The organism is Lentzea sp. NPDC051838 (assembly GCF_040681245.1).
Lineage (GTDB): Bacteria > Actinomycetota > Actinomycetes > Mycobacteriales > Pseudonocardiaceae > Lentzea.
On record NZ_JBFAYI010000014.1, the window covers coordinates 1 to 15,912 of the forward strand.

Consider the following 15,912-nt stretch of genomic DNA (forward strand, 5'->3'; position numbering starts at 1 on the left):
TGCGACTCGTGACGGGGCCCGCCGGAGCGCACCACCTACGCAACAGCAAGCCGCTGTAAGCAACAGGCGTGCCATCAACCCACCCACAGCGCTGGCCCCCTGATCAGATTGGCGGGGTTTGGGGCAGAGCTCCCAAGGGGGAAGCACGCAACAGCACCAGCCCGCACGCAACAGGGGAACGCTACGAAACCGGAACACCACAACGGCGAAGCGACCACCTACGGACACGAAACAGGCAGCCGCCGACGCAACAGGGGGACGACCGACGAACCAACCGCGCGCGGCCGAAGGCCGCCACCACAAAGAAGCCGCCACCAAAAGAAGACCGGCCCCCAACCAAGGCGAACCGGCCCCCAAACCAAAACCCAGGATCAGATCCGAGGCACCTCAACCAACGTCCGCCCGTTCAACGGCTGCACCGCCCGAGCGTTCCCACCGGTGAACAACCCCTTGAACCGAGCAACAGTCGCAGCAGTAACGTGCTGCTCCCCAGCCAAGTACCACTCCACACCCTCAGTAAACGGAGCAGTGGTGAGCGACCCGGTGTAGTGCAACGTCAGATGGTTGTACGCAGGCAACAACCGATTCAGATCAACAGCGGAAACCTCAACCGGCGCCCCGCACTCAGGCGCCAACGTAGCCAACACATCGTCCACAACGGACCGAGACCCGACCACCAGCGGCACACCGACCACCAGCAGCTTGCCCTCAGCACTCCGATGCACAAGGTGCATCTCAAGCGGCGTGTGCCGCCCACCGAACGAGTGCTCGGACGGCGTGTGGAAGTGGAACTGCACGAGGTCGTACCGGACACCAGCCACAGTCACGTGACCGGCCCCAGGCGCGACCTCCGCTTCCTCAGTCTCCTCGTGATGACGGGTAGTACACCCGTCAGCAGCGTCCGCGTCCTTGCGGATGTACTTCAACTCGAGCGCAGAGCTCCCGTACGACACGTCCAGCTTCGGCGCGTGCGGGTCGAAGCGGATCGACCCGGCCGTCACGTTGACGGGACTCTGCTTCGGTGTCCCCGACTCAGCCGTGCCCACCGCGAAGAACGACGCGGTGAGCACCAGCGGAACAAGAGCCGGAAGGGACCGTCTTAGGTTCATCGCTCTACTTTTCACCCGATCGAGTGAAAAGGGGGCGAAAGTGTGGTCACGCTCTCACAGTTCCGGAATTCGTTCCGGTCTCAGGTGGAGGCAAACCCCCATAAGGTCTTTCCATGGGGTGGAATCTCGCTGAACTGATTCAGCGTCACGACGTGCCAGGAGTCCAGGTCGCGGTGCTGATCAACGGCCAGATCGACACGCAGGCCGCCGGCGTCCTGAGCACGAGGACGCGAATTGAGACGACGACGGACTCGGTGTTCCAGATCGGCTCGATCACGAAGCTCTGGACCGCGACTCTGGCCCAGAAATTGGTGAACGACGGCGTTCTAGATCCGGATTGTCCGATTCATAACTATTTGCCAGAATTCGAAATGCTGGAGCCGATCACCGCGCGTCACCTCCTGAGCCACACAAGCGGCATCGACGGCAACCACTTCACGGACACCGGCCGCAACGACGACGCCACCGCACGGTTCGTAGCCACCCTCACGCCAGAAGACCAGCTCTTCCCCGCCGGCACGATGTTCTCCTACAGCAACACCGGGTTCGCCGTGCTCGGCCGACTCATCGAAGTGCTGCGCGACAAGCCGTTCCACGACGTCCTGCGCGAGGAGCTCGTCACGCCCCTAGGCCTGCGAACGGTCGCCACCGACGCTTACGAAGCGATCCTGCACCGCGCCGCCGTGGGCCACGAGGACGTCAACGGCACGCTGGAACCCGTCACGACGTGGGCACTCGCCTACTCCAACGCACCAGGTGGCGCCCAACTGGCGATGAGCGCGCACGACCTGTTGAAGTTCATCAACTTGCACATGACCGACTTCCAGCAACTGCGCGAACCCCAGGTCACCGTGCCCCCGAACCTCGGCGCACCGCACTGGGGACTCGGCTGGATGCTCTACGGCAAGGGCGTCGTCGGCCACACCGGCACGACCATCGGCCAGAAGGCGTTCCTGCGCGTCGTGCCGGACAAACGGGTCGCGGTCGCCGTACTGACCAACGGCCTCGGCGGCGCTCCACTGGCCCACGAGGTCATCACACACACGCTGCGCGACCTGGCCGGCATCGACACCCCGCCCCGCCCGACGCCACCGGACGACCCTGCACCCATCGAAGACTGGATGACCGGCACCTACCGCGGCACGAAGGTCGACTACACCGTCACCAAAACCGACATCCGCTACTCCTGGCGCGACGGCACCGAAAGCCACCCACCCCAGGAGATCGTCCGCTTCGACGACACCTCGATCATCACGAAGAAACCGGACTTCGGCACTCACTACGTCGCCACGTTCGTCGACCGCGACGAGCAGGGCCGCGCGAAGTGGTTCCACAACATCAACGCTTGCCGCAGGATCGCCTGATGACCTTGCGCGAGCTGATCCAGAAGTACGACGTCCCCGGCGCGCAGGTAGCCGTCCTGAACGACGGCGAGATCCACGACGAGGCAGCAGGCGTCCTCAGCCTCCACACCCAGGTCGAGACCACACCGGACTCGGTGTTCAAGATCGGCTCGATCACCAAGATCTGGACAGCGACCCTCGTCAACCAACTGGTAGAAGAAAAGAAGCTCGACCTCGACGAGCCGATAACGAACCACCTGCCCGGCTTCCAGCTGAGCGACCGGGAAGCAACCGACACGATCACCCCGCGTCACCTGCTCACGCACACCAGCGGCATCGCGCCCAACCACTTCACCGACACCGGCCGCAGCGACGACGCCCTGGAGAAGTTCATCGCCACGCTGCGGACAGAGGAGCACCTGCTCGAACCCGGCACCCTCTTCTCCTACTCCAACACCGGGTTCGCCCTCCTCGGCCGACTCGTGGAAGTCGTGCGCGGCAAGCGTTTCCACGACGTCCTGCGCGAGCACCTGATCACCCCGCTCGGCCTGAAAGCCGTCGCCACCGACCCCTACGAGGCGATCCTGCACCGCACAGCGGTCGGCCACCTGGACACCGGACCCACGAAGTCCTGGGCCGTGTCGTACCGGACGGCACCCAGCGGCTCGCACTTCGCCACATCAGCCCGCGACCTGCTCACGTTCGTCCACCACCACCTCACCGACCCGGCACTCGCGGCACTGCGCGAACCCCAGCTCACCGAGATCCCCGAGTTCGGCGACGGCATCCGCGGCTACGGCCTCGCCTGGATGATCTACGGACACGGCCACCTCGGCCACACCGGCATCTCCAAGGGCCAGAAGGCGTTCCTGCGCGTGATCCCGGACGAAAACCTCGCCGTGGCGGTGCTGACCAACAGCGTGAACGGCGAACCGCTCGCCCGTGAGGTCTTCGCCGCCCACGGCATCGACATGCACGAGCCACCCGCGCCACCGCACAACCCGGCACCGATCGACGACTGGATGCACGGCACCTACCGCAACCCGCTCTTCGACATCACCCTCGACGCCGAGCACCTGACCTACCGCCCGCGCACCGGCTTCGCCGAGTCGCTCCGCAAGCCGCGCGCCGAGGTGGTCCGCCACAGCGAGCGAACGATCATCACCAGCAGCAACGAGGTGATGTCCCTGATCGGTTCCGACGAGCACGGTCGCGCGAAGTACCTGCACAACGGCGCCGCTGCGTACAGGATTGCCTGATGGTCACCGTCGCCGACATCCGTGCCGTGGCGCTCAAGTTGCCGCGCACCACCGAACACCTGATCCGCGACCGCGTGAAGTTCCGCGTGGGCCAGATCGTCTACGCGGCCCTCTCCCGCGACGAAACCGTGCTGGGCTTCGGTTATCCGCGCGAGGAACGCGAGGCGCTGGTCGCGAGCGACCCGGTGAAGTTCGCGTTCCCCAGCCAGTCCGACATGCGGTTCCAGTGGGTGCACGCGTCGATGGCCGAGCTCGACGTCGAGGAGATGACCGAGCTCGTCATCGGCGCTTGGACCATGTGCGTGCCCAAGAAGGTCATCCGCGCCCACCTCGGCGAGGACTACCTTTAGTCAACACTGAAGCTATAGAGTAAATCGGCAATCAGGCATTCAATGAAGGGGGTCCCAATGATTGCGGATCATGACAATCAGACATTAAAGCCTACGTGAATTACTGAAAGGATACAATTCACGCATGGACAACTACCTGACCGAAACCTACGGAAGACCATTCCTCGACTACGTTCTTGCCACATCGAACCATGGTCACATAAACGATCTCACCGACGGCCAGAAGGCTACGTTGAAATTGCTACACAATGTCGCAGAGGCCGTCGACACCGAAGATGGCAAAGATCTCAGGCGTGTCCATATAATCCATCGGATTAGCGGCTATCTTCCCGAACACAATTGTAGCGTTGCCGCGCTTTTGCGAATGCAGAGCGGGGGAGAAATCCCCGAGCCACATCATGGCGATCCGCTTGTCGACTGCATGTGGCGACTCGCAAGAGATGCCTGGCCCTCGTTTTTGATTCCTCAAGACGAGAACTGGCCCGCATTCTTTGGCGCCATGGGCGCTCTCACCTTCACCCATCCAGCGGGAAACGAGGCTTGGAATCGAATACTGCAGGATGATTCGCTCAAAAAGCTGTTTCCAGAATACTCAGATGATCCGGATTCACGGGGAGAGGTGACTGAAATTCAGTCATCCGTACTCACGTCCGCCGGTAGAGGCGGCACGTTCCAACTCGTCTCACTACCGGATCTAATCCTCTCCCATGCCCGCATGCGACAGTTGATTCAAAATGAATTATCTTTTGAATCATTTCTTTCTGCCGTTGCCGCCATTATTGCGGACTGGCGACGTTTGGCAATAGGCAGGCAAGCCCGAACTCCCGTCCTTGTTGGATTTGCAGGCATAACCCTGGAACGCGAGGTTAACCTTCCTCAAGGACGGTTGAGGAAGCGAAGTGAAGCCGATCGGCTCCTCTTCGGACGGCAGCCCGGCCTGGGTCGCGAGGTGTCCGTGGTACTAGAGACAACTCACGCCTTCAAGATTCTCAAAGTCGCTCCTGCCAAGGAGATGTTGTCCAACAATGGCATGACCAATATATGGAAGGGTCTGGAATCCAAGTTTGAAGAGTCTCGCAAGCAGCTCGATCACGATATCGACATGGTTCGATTCTCGGTGTTGATGGCGTCTGAGCCTACCTCACCTATGGCGATGGCCGTGGTAAGTAGAGCGATGCTAGATATGACGCAGCATGGCTCCTCCTTTGGCACACACGCGGTGAGCTTCGCACCTTATGGAGACGTGCATATCGATAGTGCAAGGGCAGAGAAAATTGAGCACTGGGCGCGGGAAGTTAAGGACAAGCATCCCGGTAAGCTGACACTCGGAGCTCGGCGACTGGTCTCAGCGGTTAGCACGCGTACAGACCCTCTAGACGGACTGATCGACGCGATCATTTGCTGGGAAAATATGGTTGGCACCGACATGGAGACATCGTTTCGAGTCTGCGGTGCACTAGCATGCCTTCTAGAGCCAGAAAGCGGAGAAGAGCGGACTAAACGCTTTAAGGAGCTTAAGAGCCTCTATGATACTCGGAGCAAGCTCGTGCATGGAAGCAGGGAGCCTTCCTACATCGAGGCGCAAGAGTATCGCTCGCAAGCGGTGGGTTATGCGCTTAGAGCAATGCAGCAGCTCTACAGGTTCCCCGACCTGCTCAGCGAGCCGGAGTCTGCGGTGCGCGGTACGAAAATTCTCCTCACATACGATCTGAGCATCAAAGGTTCACGTCAACGTTAACGCCCGTCGTGTCAGGATCACTTCCCCTCCACCGAAGGAGGTAGCTCGCCAATATGTGCCGCCGATGCGGATACTACACCGAAAGTAGAACGTGAAACGTCCATATTGTTCATGGCGCGAGAAGATCACGAACCGCGACGGGCTGAGTTCAGCCAAAATCCGACGCGATCAATGATTCCCTGAAAACGTGCACGGTAATTTGGTAGATAGTTGACTGCCGCTCTGACTACCCTTGCAAAGGGGCGCGAACTGATGGGGTTCACTCGTCAGCAAATCACGCGGGCGCAGACCGCATAAGCGACTATTCAGCGCACAGGCACCCGACGCCGGGTTCGATCCACTCCTGCCCTGCCCAGGACGGGTGCCGCTCGACCAGCACCGCACGCACCTCCGCCACGACGTCCGCCGAGTCCCGTCGCTGCCACGTCTCGTCCCTCAACTCGCGCAGGTAGTCCCGCACCTCGGCCAGCACGTCAGGACCGCCGACAGCGCCATGCCCAGGCACCACGACCTGAGGCGCACGAGCGATCAACGTGTCCATCACGTCGATCCACGCCACCCCGGACACGTCGGTGTCGTGCGGCGGGAACCACGGGAAGATCGCGAACTGCCCGGTCTCCGCGAGGTCGCCGGTGAACAGCACGCCGGCGTCGGGCACCTCGATCACCTGGTCTCCCAACGTGTGCCCGCGCCCGGTGGGTCGCAGCACGACCGAACGGCCACCGAGATCGAGCGTGTGCACGCCGTCGAACACGACGTCCGGCTCCGGCACCGAAACCGAGTCCAACCGCTTGGCGACAGCCCCACCGAAGCCCCGGAACATCTCCAGGTAACCAACACCCTTCCGTTGCAGGTCAAGGGACTGAGCCCGGTTCACGACGTACGAGCCGGTGAACGCCGAAGCCCCGAATGCGTGCTCGGGGTGGAAGTGCGTCGTGGTCAGGTGAATCCGCCGCCCACGAGCCACCTCGACAGCGAACTCCCGCACAGCAGAGGCGTTCTCCAGGCCAAGGCCCGTGTCCACGACGAGCACGGCGTCAGAGCCACCGATCACACCGATGTTGGGCACGAGACCAACACCTTTGTTCGGGATCACCAGAACATCGGGAGCCACCTCGACAGCATCGGAAACGTGGACGACGGGGTCAGGAAGGTTCATGTCTCCACCGAACCGCCACACCCCGCGCGCAGTCCAAGACCAAGAAGGTCAGCCCGATACCGAGCGAGTATCGTGCCTGTTCATGGAGCTGCGGACCCTGCGTTATTTCGTCGCCGTCGCCGAGGAACGCCACTTCGGAAGAGCCGCGAAACGTCTGCACATGAGTCAGCCACCGCTGAGCCGTGCGATCAAGCAGCTCGAAACCGACCTCGGCACCACGCTGCTGCACCGCTCCCCCGCCGGCGTCACGCTCACCGAGTCCGGCCACACCCTGCTCGACGAAGCGAAAGCCCTCCTCGATCAAGCCGACCGCATCAAGGCCAAACTGCACAAAACCATCACCATCGGCATCCTCGACGACAGAACCGCCACCACGATCGCGAAAGCCTTCAGGGAGAAGCATCCCGACGTCGAGATCCTCATCCGCGAAGCCGACCTCACCGATCCGACGTGCGGCCTGCGCACCAACCAGGTCGACATCGCCCTCACCCGCGGCCCCTTCGACACCACAGGCCTCAAAACCCTTGTCCTGAAAGAAGATCCGGTAGGCGCGGTCCTCAGGGCCGACGACCCGCTCGCCACCAGGACGAGCCTCACGACCGCGGACCTCGACGACCGCACCTGGTTCCAGTTCCCCGAAGGCACCGACGAGATCTGGCGGAGCTTCTGGAACGGCGGCAAACCCCGGCAGGGCCCCACGGTTCGCGCGGTCCAGGAGTGCGTCCAGTCGGTGCTGTGGAACGGCACGGTGGGCCTGGCCCCGCTCGGCCACGACCTGGGCCCAGACCTCGCGGTCGTGCCGATCGACGACCTGCCACCGAGCCCGGTCGTCCTCGCCTGGACCAAAACAGACCCGCTGACCAGGGCTTTCATCGAGGCCGCCACGAGCTCCTGAACTTTACAACCAGCCGCCTCTTGTCAAATCACTTTTACATCTCCTACCGTTTTGTAAAACGGGAGGAGCGTGCGATGACAGGCACCGTCACACCTGGGTCGACCGAGCAGTGGAGGGACGGCAAGCGCTACCTGTGGCTGATCGGCCTGGTGGTGCCGTCGCTCGCCTTCGTGGCACTGGGCATGCACGCGCTGACCGGCTGGGGCATCTGGCTGTGGACCGGCCCGATCGTCGTGCTGATCATCGTTCCCGCCATCGACCTGCTCGTGGGCCTCGACCGCTCCAACCCGCCGGACGAGCTCATCGAGGCGCTGGAGCAGGACCGCTACTACCGCTGGATCACGTTCCTGTTCCTGCCGATCCAGTACGCGGGCTTCGCGGCGGCGTTCTACGTGATCGCGACCGGCGATCTGTCCGTTGTGGACAAGATCGGGCTCGCGGTCTCGATCGGCGCCATCGGCGGCATCGGCATCAACACCGCGCACGAGCTGGGGCACAAGAAGGAGAGCCACGAGCGCTGGCTGTCCAAGATCGCTCTGGCGCAGAGCTTCTACGGCCACTTCTACATCGAGCACAACCGCGGCCACCACGTGCGCGTCGCGACGCCGGAGGATCCCGCGAGCGCACGGGTCGGTGAGAGCTTCTACCGGTTCTGGCCGCGCACGGTGGTCGGTTCGGTGAAGAGCGCGTGGCGGCTGGAGAAGAAGCGCTACGCCCGCCGCGACCGCCACCCGTACCGCATCGGCAACGACGTGCTCAACGCGTGGCTGATGTCGGCCGTGCTGTGGGGCGCGATGATCTGGTGGCTGGGCTGGGGAATCCTGCCGTACCTGGTCCTGCAGGCGATCATCGGCTTCTCGCTGCTGGAAGTCGTGAACTACATGGAGCACTACGGCATGCTGCGGCAGAAGGTCGGCATCCCCGGCCGCGTGCGGTACGAGCGGGTGAACCCCAGCCACAGCTGGAACTCCAACAACATCGCCACGAACGTCCTGCTGTACCACCTGCAACGGCACAGCGACCACCACGCGAACCCGGTGCGGCGCTACCAGACCCTGCGCGACTTCGAGGAGTCGCCGGTGCTGCCGACGGGGTACGCGGGCATGATCCTGCTCGCGCTGGTGCCGCCGGTGTGGCGCCGCGTCATGGACCCGCGGGTGCTCGGCCACTTCCACGGCGACATCAGCCTCGCGAACATCCACCCGCCGAAGCGCGCGAAGGTGCTGGCCCGCTACCCGCAGCCGGTCACCGCGCACGACACCGCGCCGGACACCATCGCGACGCTCGACCTGGACGCCGCCGGAGGCCGTTGTCCTGGCTGCGGCTACGTTTACGACGCCGCGGTCGGCGCGCCTCGCGAGGGGTTCCCGGCCGGAACGCCGTGGTCGGCTGTGCCGGACTCGTGGTGCTGCCCCGACTGCGGGGTGCGGGAAAAGGTCGACTTCGTCTCCATCGGAGCCCCATGACATTGCACGACGACATCGTGGCGGTGACCGCCAGGCTCATCACCGAGCAGGGCTGGCAGGCGGTCACCATGTCACGGCTGGCGGCCGAGCTGAACGTGAGCCGGCAGACCGTCTACAACGAGGTCGGCGCCAAACCGCAGCTCGCGGAGGCGGTCGTGCTGGCCGAGCTCGAGCGCTTCCTCGCCGTCGTCACCACCGCGTTCGACGACAACCCGGACGACGTGCTCAAGGCGATCCACGCCGCCGTCCAGAGCGTGCTGGAACTGGCTCAGGACAACGCTTTGCTGCACGCCGTGGTGTCCGCGACGCACGGCGCGAACACGGAGCTGCTGCCACTGCTCACCACCCACACGGACGGACTGCTCGACGCGGCGAAGTCCGTGGTGTCGCGCAGCTTGAAGACCTACGAGCTGGCGTTGAAGCCGAAAGAGCTCGACATCGCGGTCGACCTGATCGTCCGGCACGTGCTCAGCCACGTGATGCAGCCGTCGAACGAGCCCGCGAAGACCGCCAGAGCCGTGACTTGGGCAGCCGGGAAACTGCTCGCTTGATCACCCTCAGTAGGGTTGCGGGGTGACAACGCGTTACGCGGTGCTCGGAACGATCGAGGCACACGCGAGCGATCAGCCGCTCGAACTGGGCCATGCGGTGCAACGCAGGGTCCTCGCCGTCATGGCCGTGCACGCGGGCCAGGTCGTGTCGTCGGACCAGATCGTAGAGTCGGTGTGGCACGAGAACCTGCCGCACCGCGCCCGCAACACCCTGCACACCTACATCGCCCGGCTGCGGCAGGTCGAGAGCGTCGAGATCCTGCGGCGGCCGGGCGGCTACCTGCTCGACGTCGCGCCGGAGTCCGTTGACCTGCACCGGTTCCGGTCGTTGATCTACCGCTCGCACGACCTCGCCGACCCCGACGCGGCCTGCCTGCTCGACGAGGCGCTGGGCCTGTGGCGCGGCGAGCCGTTCGACGGTGCCGACACGCCCTGGTTCACGTCGCTGCGGACGGCGCTGGTCGAGGAGCGGTTCACGGCCTGGTTGCGCCGCAACGACATCGCGTTGCGCTCGGGCGGGCACAGCGACCTGGTGCCGGACCTGACGGCCGCGGCCGCCGAGCACCCGCTCGACGAACGGCTGGCCTGGCAGCTGTTCCTCGCGCTCTACCGCGACGGACGGCAGGCGGAAGCGTTGCAGCGCTACGAAGAGCTGCGGCGCAGGCTCGCCGAGGAGCTGGGCGCCGACCCCAGCCCGGAACTGCGGTTGCTGCACCTGCAGATGCTCACCGACGACGCCGCCATCGCCCCGCCCGCCCGGCACGCCGTCCCGCGTCAGCTGCCCGCGCCGCCGCTCGCGTTCGTGGGCAGGGCATCCGAACGAGCCTTGCTGGACGCCGCGTCGAACGGGGTGGTCGTGGTCGGCGGGCCGGGCGGGGTCGGCAAGACGTCGCTGGTGCTGCGCTGGGCGCACGACCACGTGGACGCTTTCCCCGACGGCCAGCTCTACGTGAACCTGCGCGGTTTCGACCCGTCCGCGCCGCCGTCGGATCCGGCCGCGGTGCTGCGCGGGTTCCTGGACGCGTTGCGGGTGCTGCCGGAACGCATGCCCGCCGATCTCGACGACCGGGGCGCGCTGTTCCGCGAGCTCGTCGCCGGGCGGCGGATGCTGGTCGTGCTGGACAACGCGCTGAACGAGGACCAGGTCCGGCCGCTGCTGCCCGGCGGAACCGGCTGTCTGGTGATCGTGACCAGCCGCCACCGCCTCACCGGCCTCGTCGCGACGCAGCAGGCCCGTCCGATAGGCGTGCCGATGCTCGCCGTGCCGGACGCCGTCGCGTTGCTGACCCAGCGACTCGGCAAGGAGCGGGTGCGGGACACGGCCGCGGTGGACGGGTTGATCCGGCTCTGTGCCGGGCTGCCGCTCGCGCTCGCAGTGGTGGCGGCGCGTGCGTTGGCGGATCCAGGTTTCCCGCTCAGCACGCTGGTTTCGGAGCTGCACGACGAACGCGGCCGGCTCGACGCACTCGACGCCGGGGATCCCGCCTCGAGTGTGCGCGCCGTGACGTCGTGGTCGTACCAGCGACTCTCCCCCGCGGCCGCTCGGTTGTTCCGACTGCTCGGCGCGCACCCCGGACCCGACATCGACGTCGATGCAGCCACTGCGCTGGCTGGTGAGCACGTGAGGCCGTTGCTCGCTGAACTCACGAGGGCGCATGTCCTGACCGAGCACCTCCCCGGCCGGTTCGCCCTCCACGACCTGATGCGCGCCTTCGCCCGCGACGAGGCCACACGGGACGAGTCACGCGATGCACTGCACCGAGTGCTCGACCACTACCTGCACACCGGGTTCGCCGCCGAGCGCCGTCTCTCCCCGCACTGGCCACCGATCACACTGACCGATCCGTGCGTCACCCCGCTGACCGTCAGCTCCTACGACGCGGCGATCGCCTGGTTCGCCGCCGAACGCGCGGTGCTGCTCGCCGTCACCGACTTGGCCGCGCGGGACGGCTGGGACGTCCACGCCTGGCAGCTGCCGTGGACGCTGTCGACCTACCTGACCCGCAGCGGCCGCTGGGACGACCGCGCGACGACCCAGCTCACGGCCCTCGCCGCGGCACGCCGGCTCGGTGACCACGCCGCGCTCGCCGAGGTGCTGCACCTGCTCGGCCGGGCGCACAGCGTGCAGGGCGACCAGCCGGCGGCCATCGCGGAACTGACCGAGGCGTTGGCGTCGTACCGCGCTCTCGGTGACCGCACGGGCGAGGCCATCACGCACTTCTCGCTCAGCCTCTGCCACGCCCGCGGCAACGACCGCGCGGCCGTCCAAGAAGCACGGCAAGCGCTGGAACTGGCCCGTTGTGTCGGCACCCGCGCGTGGGAGGCGTTCAGCCTGAGCGCGCTCGGCTGGTACCACGCGCAGTTCGGCGAGCACGAACTCGCGGTCGCCCACAGCACCGAGGCGTTGACACTGCTCGATGAGGTGGACGACCGCGACTGCGAGGCACACACCGTGCGCACTCTTGGGTTCGTGCACCAGCAACGCGGCGATCACGCGTCCGCCGTCGGTCATCACGAACGGGCGTGCGCGCTGTTCCGCGAGCTGGGCGACTCCTACAGCGAGGCCGTCACCGCCGATCAGCTCGGCGACGCGCTGAATGTTCTCGGTAGGTCAGCGGCCGCACGGGAGGCCTGGCAGCGCGCGGAGGCGTTGTTCTCCTTGCTCGAGCTGCCCGAGACCACGGCCGTTCGATCGAAGCTGTCGGGCTGAAGGCGACCACCACGAAGTCCACCAGGCGCACGAACAACGTCAGCCCGAGGAGGGCGACGGCGGTCGCGGTCCTGCCCTCCCCCTTGCCGAGGTCGCCGGCCGGAACCGGGTCGAAGCGGTTGTCCGGGGCGAAGGTCAGGTCGAGCCGCTGTCCCTTCGGCGCGAGCTCGTGGCCCAGCGTCAGCTCGACGCGACCGCGGTCGACGCAGTCCAGCTCGTGGTCGTAGTAGGTGTATCTCTCCATCGAGCGAGTGCCGTCGCCGTTGAGCGTGTAGGAGGTCTCCACGCGCTTGTTCGCGGCGAGCACGGCGCAGGAGGTCGTCTGCCCGTGCTGCCGCAGGTATCCCAGCTCCACCGCCGAGCCCGCGGACCAGACGGCCCAAGCGAGGCTGAGGAAGGTCAGGAAACCGACGACCGGGTGGTGCAGGAACGACGAGAACACCACCATCGCCCACACCACCACGGCCAGCCCGAGAGCGACCGCGAACCGGGTGGCACCGTTCTCGATCTGGGTTTGTTGATAGCTCTTCAGCACGTTCAGACCAGCGGCGGCCAGCGGTAGCCCGAGCACCGCGAGCAGGCCCCCGAGCACGCGAAGAAAATGCGTGATCCACATGCACTTCAGGATGCCCGGCAATTCTTTCACGAACCTTGAAGTTCCAGTTCAGCAGCACAGGACAGCGCAAACGCGGCTCACTAGAATTTGGCTTCATGCAGAACGCGCCAACGATTCCCGTGGACCGGACAGAAATTGCTCCGCACGCCCTCGCACGGACACCGTACAACCAGATCGCCGCGTTTTTGTCGCTCGCACTGTTCATCGCCGTCCTGCTTTCCGCGGGATGGACCTGGCTGCTGGTCACCTTCATCGTCTGGGTGATCGCGCTGCTGGTCGCGGGCGCTGTGTTCGCCCGGCGAGCCGTCGCGAAGGTCGCGGAGCGGCGCGAGGCGGACCGGCAGGCCCACGCGAGCACGCTCGTCAGCCGCCGAGGGGTGGACCAGTTCCGCGACACGACCTACGAGGAACAGTCCGCCGAGCTCGCGGCACGGTTCGGCCGGGTCGAGCAAACCGTTCCGCGCCACGCGACTCCGGCCCACGCCCACCGCGTGAAGCACGCCGCCGAGCTTGTGGCGCAAGGTGTTCTGCGCATGTCACTGCACGGTCGGCCGGTCACCGCGTTCGACCTGGAGGTGGCGAACGAGGTCGACCTCGCCCGGCTGTCCCGCAAGACGACGTTCGAGCAGGCGTTCACCCTCTCCACCTGCTACCTGACGGTGTGCGCGGTGACGCTGCCGTTCCCGCTCCCGTACCTCTCGATCCTCGCCGCGTTCGGCCCTGGCATGACCGAGGCCCTCGTCAGCGAGGTCGACGAGGACGAAGTCGGTGTGCCATCTGAACTGCGGCACACGGACGACCCGGAGTTCGCTGCCCTGATGCTGTCCGTGCCGGCCGTGCGGCGAGCGGCGCACGACCTGGACCTGCCATGGGTCATCTCCGGTGACCAGCTGGTCTCGACCGTCCTGACGCCCGCCGGCCTGCCGGTGCACAGCGTCCTGCGGCGGGCGAACGCGCTGGGCGAGCTCGCCAAGTCGTTTCCGTGGGACCGGCTGGAAGCCCACCGTCGCGACACCGTGCCGACAGCGCCGTGGCCACTGCACCGCAGCCCGCTGATCACCTACCAGTCGTGGCTCACCGGCGACCTGCTCGGACACGGGGTGCTGCGCTGGTCGCATCGTTCACTCGGCGACGACATCTGGGCGTTCCAGGGCACGCCGGTCGAGCTCGGCGACCCTCGTTAGCCCAGCGCGATGGCGAGGAGGTCGCCGAGCTGGTCGAGCTGCTCCACCGACAGCGCGCTGAACGACTTCTCGGTGATGCCGTCGACCAGCTCCTGACCCTCGGCCCTCAGCCGCGCGCCCTCGTCGGTGAGCTTGTGCCGCACGGCTCGGCCTGGTCCGTCGATTCGTTCGATGAGCCCGCGCTCGGCCATCCGCACGGCGAGCGAGCCGAACGACTGATCCGTCTGGAACGTGAGCACCGCGAGGTCGTGCAGCGAGGCGTCCGGCTGCCGGTGCAGGTGGCGCAGGGTGTCCCACTGCACGAGCGAGAGACCGAGCGGGGCGAGCGCCTGGCTCATCGCGCGGTGGTGGCGGTGTTGCAGGCGCTTCACGGCGAGCGCGACGTCCGGGGCACGGTGCTTCACGCTCTCCAGCTTAACCATCTTGCTTAGATAAGGATGCTTATCTAAGGTTCCTTATATGACTCCCACACAGACCTACCTCCTGCTGCACGGTGGGGGCGGCGTGCACACGATGACGCCGTTCGCGGACTTGCTGGCCGATCGCACGAACTCGCTGGTGCTGGCGCCCACGCATCCCGGCTTCGGCGACACTCCGAAACCCGCCGGGCTCACCGATGTCGCCAGTCTCGCCCGGCACTACGCCGAGATGCTGGACAGCATGGACCTCACCGACGTGACGGTGCTCGGCAACTCGTTCGGCGGCTGGCTGACGGCCGAGATCGCCCTGCTCGGGAGCCCGCGCGTGACCGCGGCGGTGATCGTGAACGGGATCGGCGTCGAGGTCGAGGACCACCCCGTGACCGACATCAGCGGGTTCTCGCTCGCCGAGATACAGGCGCACTCGTGGCACGACCCGTCGAAGGCACCCGCGGGACCGAGCCCGGACATCCGCGCGCTCCTGAGCTACACCGGGCCTTCGATGTCCGACCCGACGCTGCTCAAGAGACTCGGCGACGTGCGGACTCCCGTCCGCGTGCTGTGGGGCGAGAGCGACCGCATCGTCGACCCCGAGTACGGCAAGGCCTATGCCGCCGCGATCCCGGGATCGACGTTCACGCTGCTCCCCCGCACCGGTCACCTGCCGCAGCTGGAGACCCCGGAGGAGCTGTTCGAAGCCCTTTAGAAGTGGTCGCCGCTCGTCAGCTCGTGCTCGATCGCGTCGGCGCGGGCGACCAGGAGCGTGAGCGGCCGCTCGAACTCCTCGCGGATGCTCAGGTCCTCCAGCGGCGCCGTGTGCTTGAGCAGCGCGAGACCGTCCACGACCGCCGCGCCACCGATCTCCGGCGACCCGGCCAGCTCGAGGAAGCGGCGGAGGTCCACGTCGTCAGCGCGGCCGACGGGCGAGGAGATCTCCACCCACGCCTGGCCGTCCACGTCCGGGAGGTGGTGGACGGCGACCTGCTGCGTCCGCTCCCCCTCGGTGGCGAGGCGGAAGCGCAGCCAGTCTCCGGTCTCCTCCAGCACCTCGTGCCGGACCCGAACATAGTTGATCACTTCGGTCCACGACGTCACGCGGCACACGGTAGCGGG

At 65.9% G+C, this 15,912-nt stretch carries 14 protein-coding genes; 10 read left to right on the forward strand and 4 right to left on the reverse strand.

The features are described 5' to 3' along the window. Positions 1-371 precede the first annotated feature (371 nt). Positions 372-1,109 (reverse strand): carbonic anhydrase family protein, encoded by a 738-nt coding sequence (locus AB0M24_RS26960; RefSeq protein WP_363773462.1) that lies wholly within the window; start codon positions 1,107-1,109, stop codon positions 372-374. Positions 1,110-1,222: 113 nt separating this feature from the next. Between AB0M24_RS26960 and AB0M24_RS26965 the strand changes: the two genes are divergently transcribed. From AB0M24_RS26965 to AB0M24_RS26980, 4 genes are all read left to right on the forward strand, one after another. Further along, the gene (locus tag AB0M24_RS26965) at positions 1,223-2,473 is read left to right on the forward strand and encodes a serine hydrolase domain-containing protein (RefSeq protein WP_363773465.1); all 1,251 of its coding nucleotides are present in this window, start codon (positions 1,223-1,225) and stop codon (positions 2,471-2,473) included. After that, positions 2,473-3,711, forward strand: a complete 1,239-nt coding sequence (locus AB0M24_RS26970) for a serine hydrolase domain-containing protein (RefSeq protein ID WP_363773468.1) — start codon at positions 2,473-2,475, stop codon at positions 3,709-3,711. The genes AB0M24_RS26965 and AB0M24_RS26970 overlap by 1 nt, the downstream gene beginning before the upstream one ends. Next, on the forward strand, positions 3,711-4,061 hold the full coding sequence (locus AB0M24_RS26975) for an MmcQ/YjbR family DNA-binding protein (RefSeq protein WP_363773471.1): 351 nt from the start codon (positions 3,711-3,713) through the stop codon (positions 4,059-4,061). Before AB0M24_RS26970 ends, AB0M24_RS26975 begins: the two co-directional genes overlap by 1 nt. Before the next feature lie 124 nt (positions 4,062-4,185). Continuing rightward, positions 4,186-5,799, forward strand: coding sequence for a hypothetical protein (locus AB0M24_RS26980; RefSeq protein ID WP_363773474.1), 1,614 nt, complete (start codon positions 4,186-4,188; stop codon positions 5,797-5,799). 301 nt (positions 5,800-6,100) lie between these two features. Here the strand turns inward: AB0M24_RS26980 and AB0M24_RS26985 are convergent, their stop codons facing one another. After that, positions 6,101-6,958 (reverse strand): MBL fold metallo-hydrolase, encoded by an 858-nt coding sequence (locus AB0M24_RS26985; protein WP_363773477.1) that lies wholly within the window; start codon positions 6,956-6,958, stop codon positions 6,101-6,103. A gap of 82 nt (positions 6,959-7,040) precedes the next feature. On the opposite strand from AB0M24_RS26985, the gene AB0M24_RS26990 reads away from it, so the two are divergent. The 5 genes from AB0M24_RS26990 (at position 7,041) to AB0M24_RS27010 (ending at position 14,380) form a co-directional block, all read left to right on the forward strand. Next, the gene (locus AB0M24_RS26990; protein WP_363773480.1) at positions 7,041-7,853 is read left to right on the forward strand and encodes a LysR family transcriptional regulator; all 813 of its coding nucleotides are present in this window, start codon (positions 7,041-7,043) and stop codon (positions 7,851-7,853) included. A 74-nt stretch (positions 7,854-7,927) separates the two neighbouring features. Further along, positions 7,928-9,319: a fatty acid desaturase gene (locus AB0M24_RS26995; protein WP_363773483.1), complete on the forward strand. Its 1,392-nt coding sequence runs from the start codon at positions 7,928-7,930 to the stop codon at positions 9,317-9,319. Beyond that, positions 9,316-9,870 carry a TetR/AcrR family transcriptional regulator gene (locus tag AB0M24_RS27000; protein ID WP_363773487.1) on the forward strand — a complete coding sequence of 185 codons (555 nt, stop codon included), beginning with the start codon at positions 9,316-9,318 and terminating at the stop codon, positions 9,868-9,870. Before AB0M24_RS26995 ends, AB0M24_RS27000 begins: the two co-directional genes overlap by 4 nt. A 22-nt stretch (positions 9,871-9,892) precedes the next feature. Next, positions 9,893-12,580: a BTAD domain-containing putative transcriptional regulator gene (locus AB0M24_RS27005; RefSeq protein ID WP_363773490.1), complete on the forward strand. Its 2,688-nt coding sequence runs from the start codon at positions 9,893-9,895 to the stop codon at positions 12,578-12,580. Between the two features lie 711 nt (positions 12,581-13,291). Next, positions 13,292-14,380, forward strand: coding sequence for a hypothetical protein (locus AB0M24_RS27010; RefSeq protein WP_363773493.1), 1,089 nt, complete (start codon positions 13,292-13,294; stop codon positions 14,378-14,380). On the opposite strand, the gene AB0M24_RS27015 is transcribed toward AB0M24_RS27010, so the two are convergent. Next, complete coding sequence (locus AB0M24_RS27015) at positions 14,377-14,784, reverse strand: MarR family transcriptional regulator (protein ID WP_363773496.1); 408 nt, start codon at positions 14,782-14,784, stop codon at positions 14,377-14,379. The two genes, AB0M24_RS27010 and AB0M24_RS27015, sit on opposite strands and share 4 nt — an antisense overlap. 55 nt (positions 14,785-14,839) lie before the next feature. Here AB0M24_RS27015 and AB0M24_RS27020 point away from each other — a divergent pair, with 55 nt between their 5' ends. Further along, the gene (locus AB0M24_RS27020) at positions 14,840-15,505 is read left to right on the forward strand and encodes an alpha/beta hydrolase (protein WP_363773499.1); all 666 of its coding nucleotides are present in this window, start codon (positions 14,840-14,842) and stop codon (positions 15,503-15,505) included. Here the strand turns inward: AB0M24_RS27020 and AB0M24_RS27025 are convergent. Further along, positions 15,502-15,894 (reverse strand): hypothetical protein, encoded by a 393-nt coding sequence (locus AB0M24_RS27025; RefSeq protein ID WP_363773501.1) that lies wholly within the window; start codon positions 15,892-15,894, stop codon positions 15,502-15,504. The two genes, AB0M24_RS27020 and AB0M24_RS27025, sit on opposite strands and share 4 nt — an antisense overlap. Positions 15,895-15,912 lie beyond the last annotated feature (18 nt).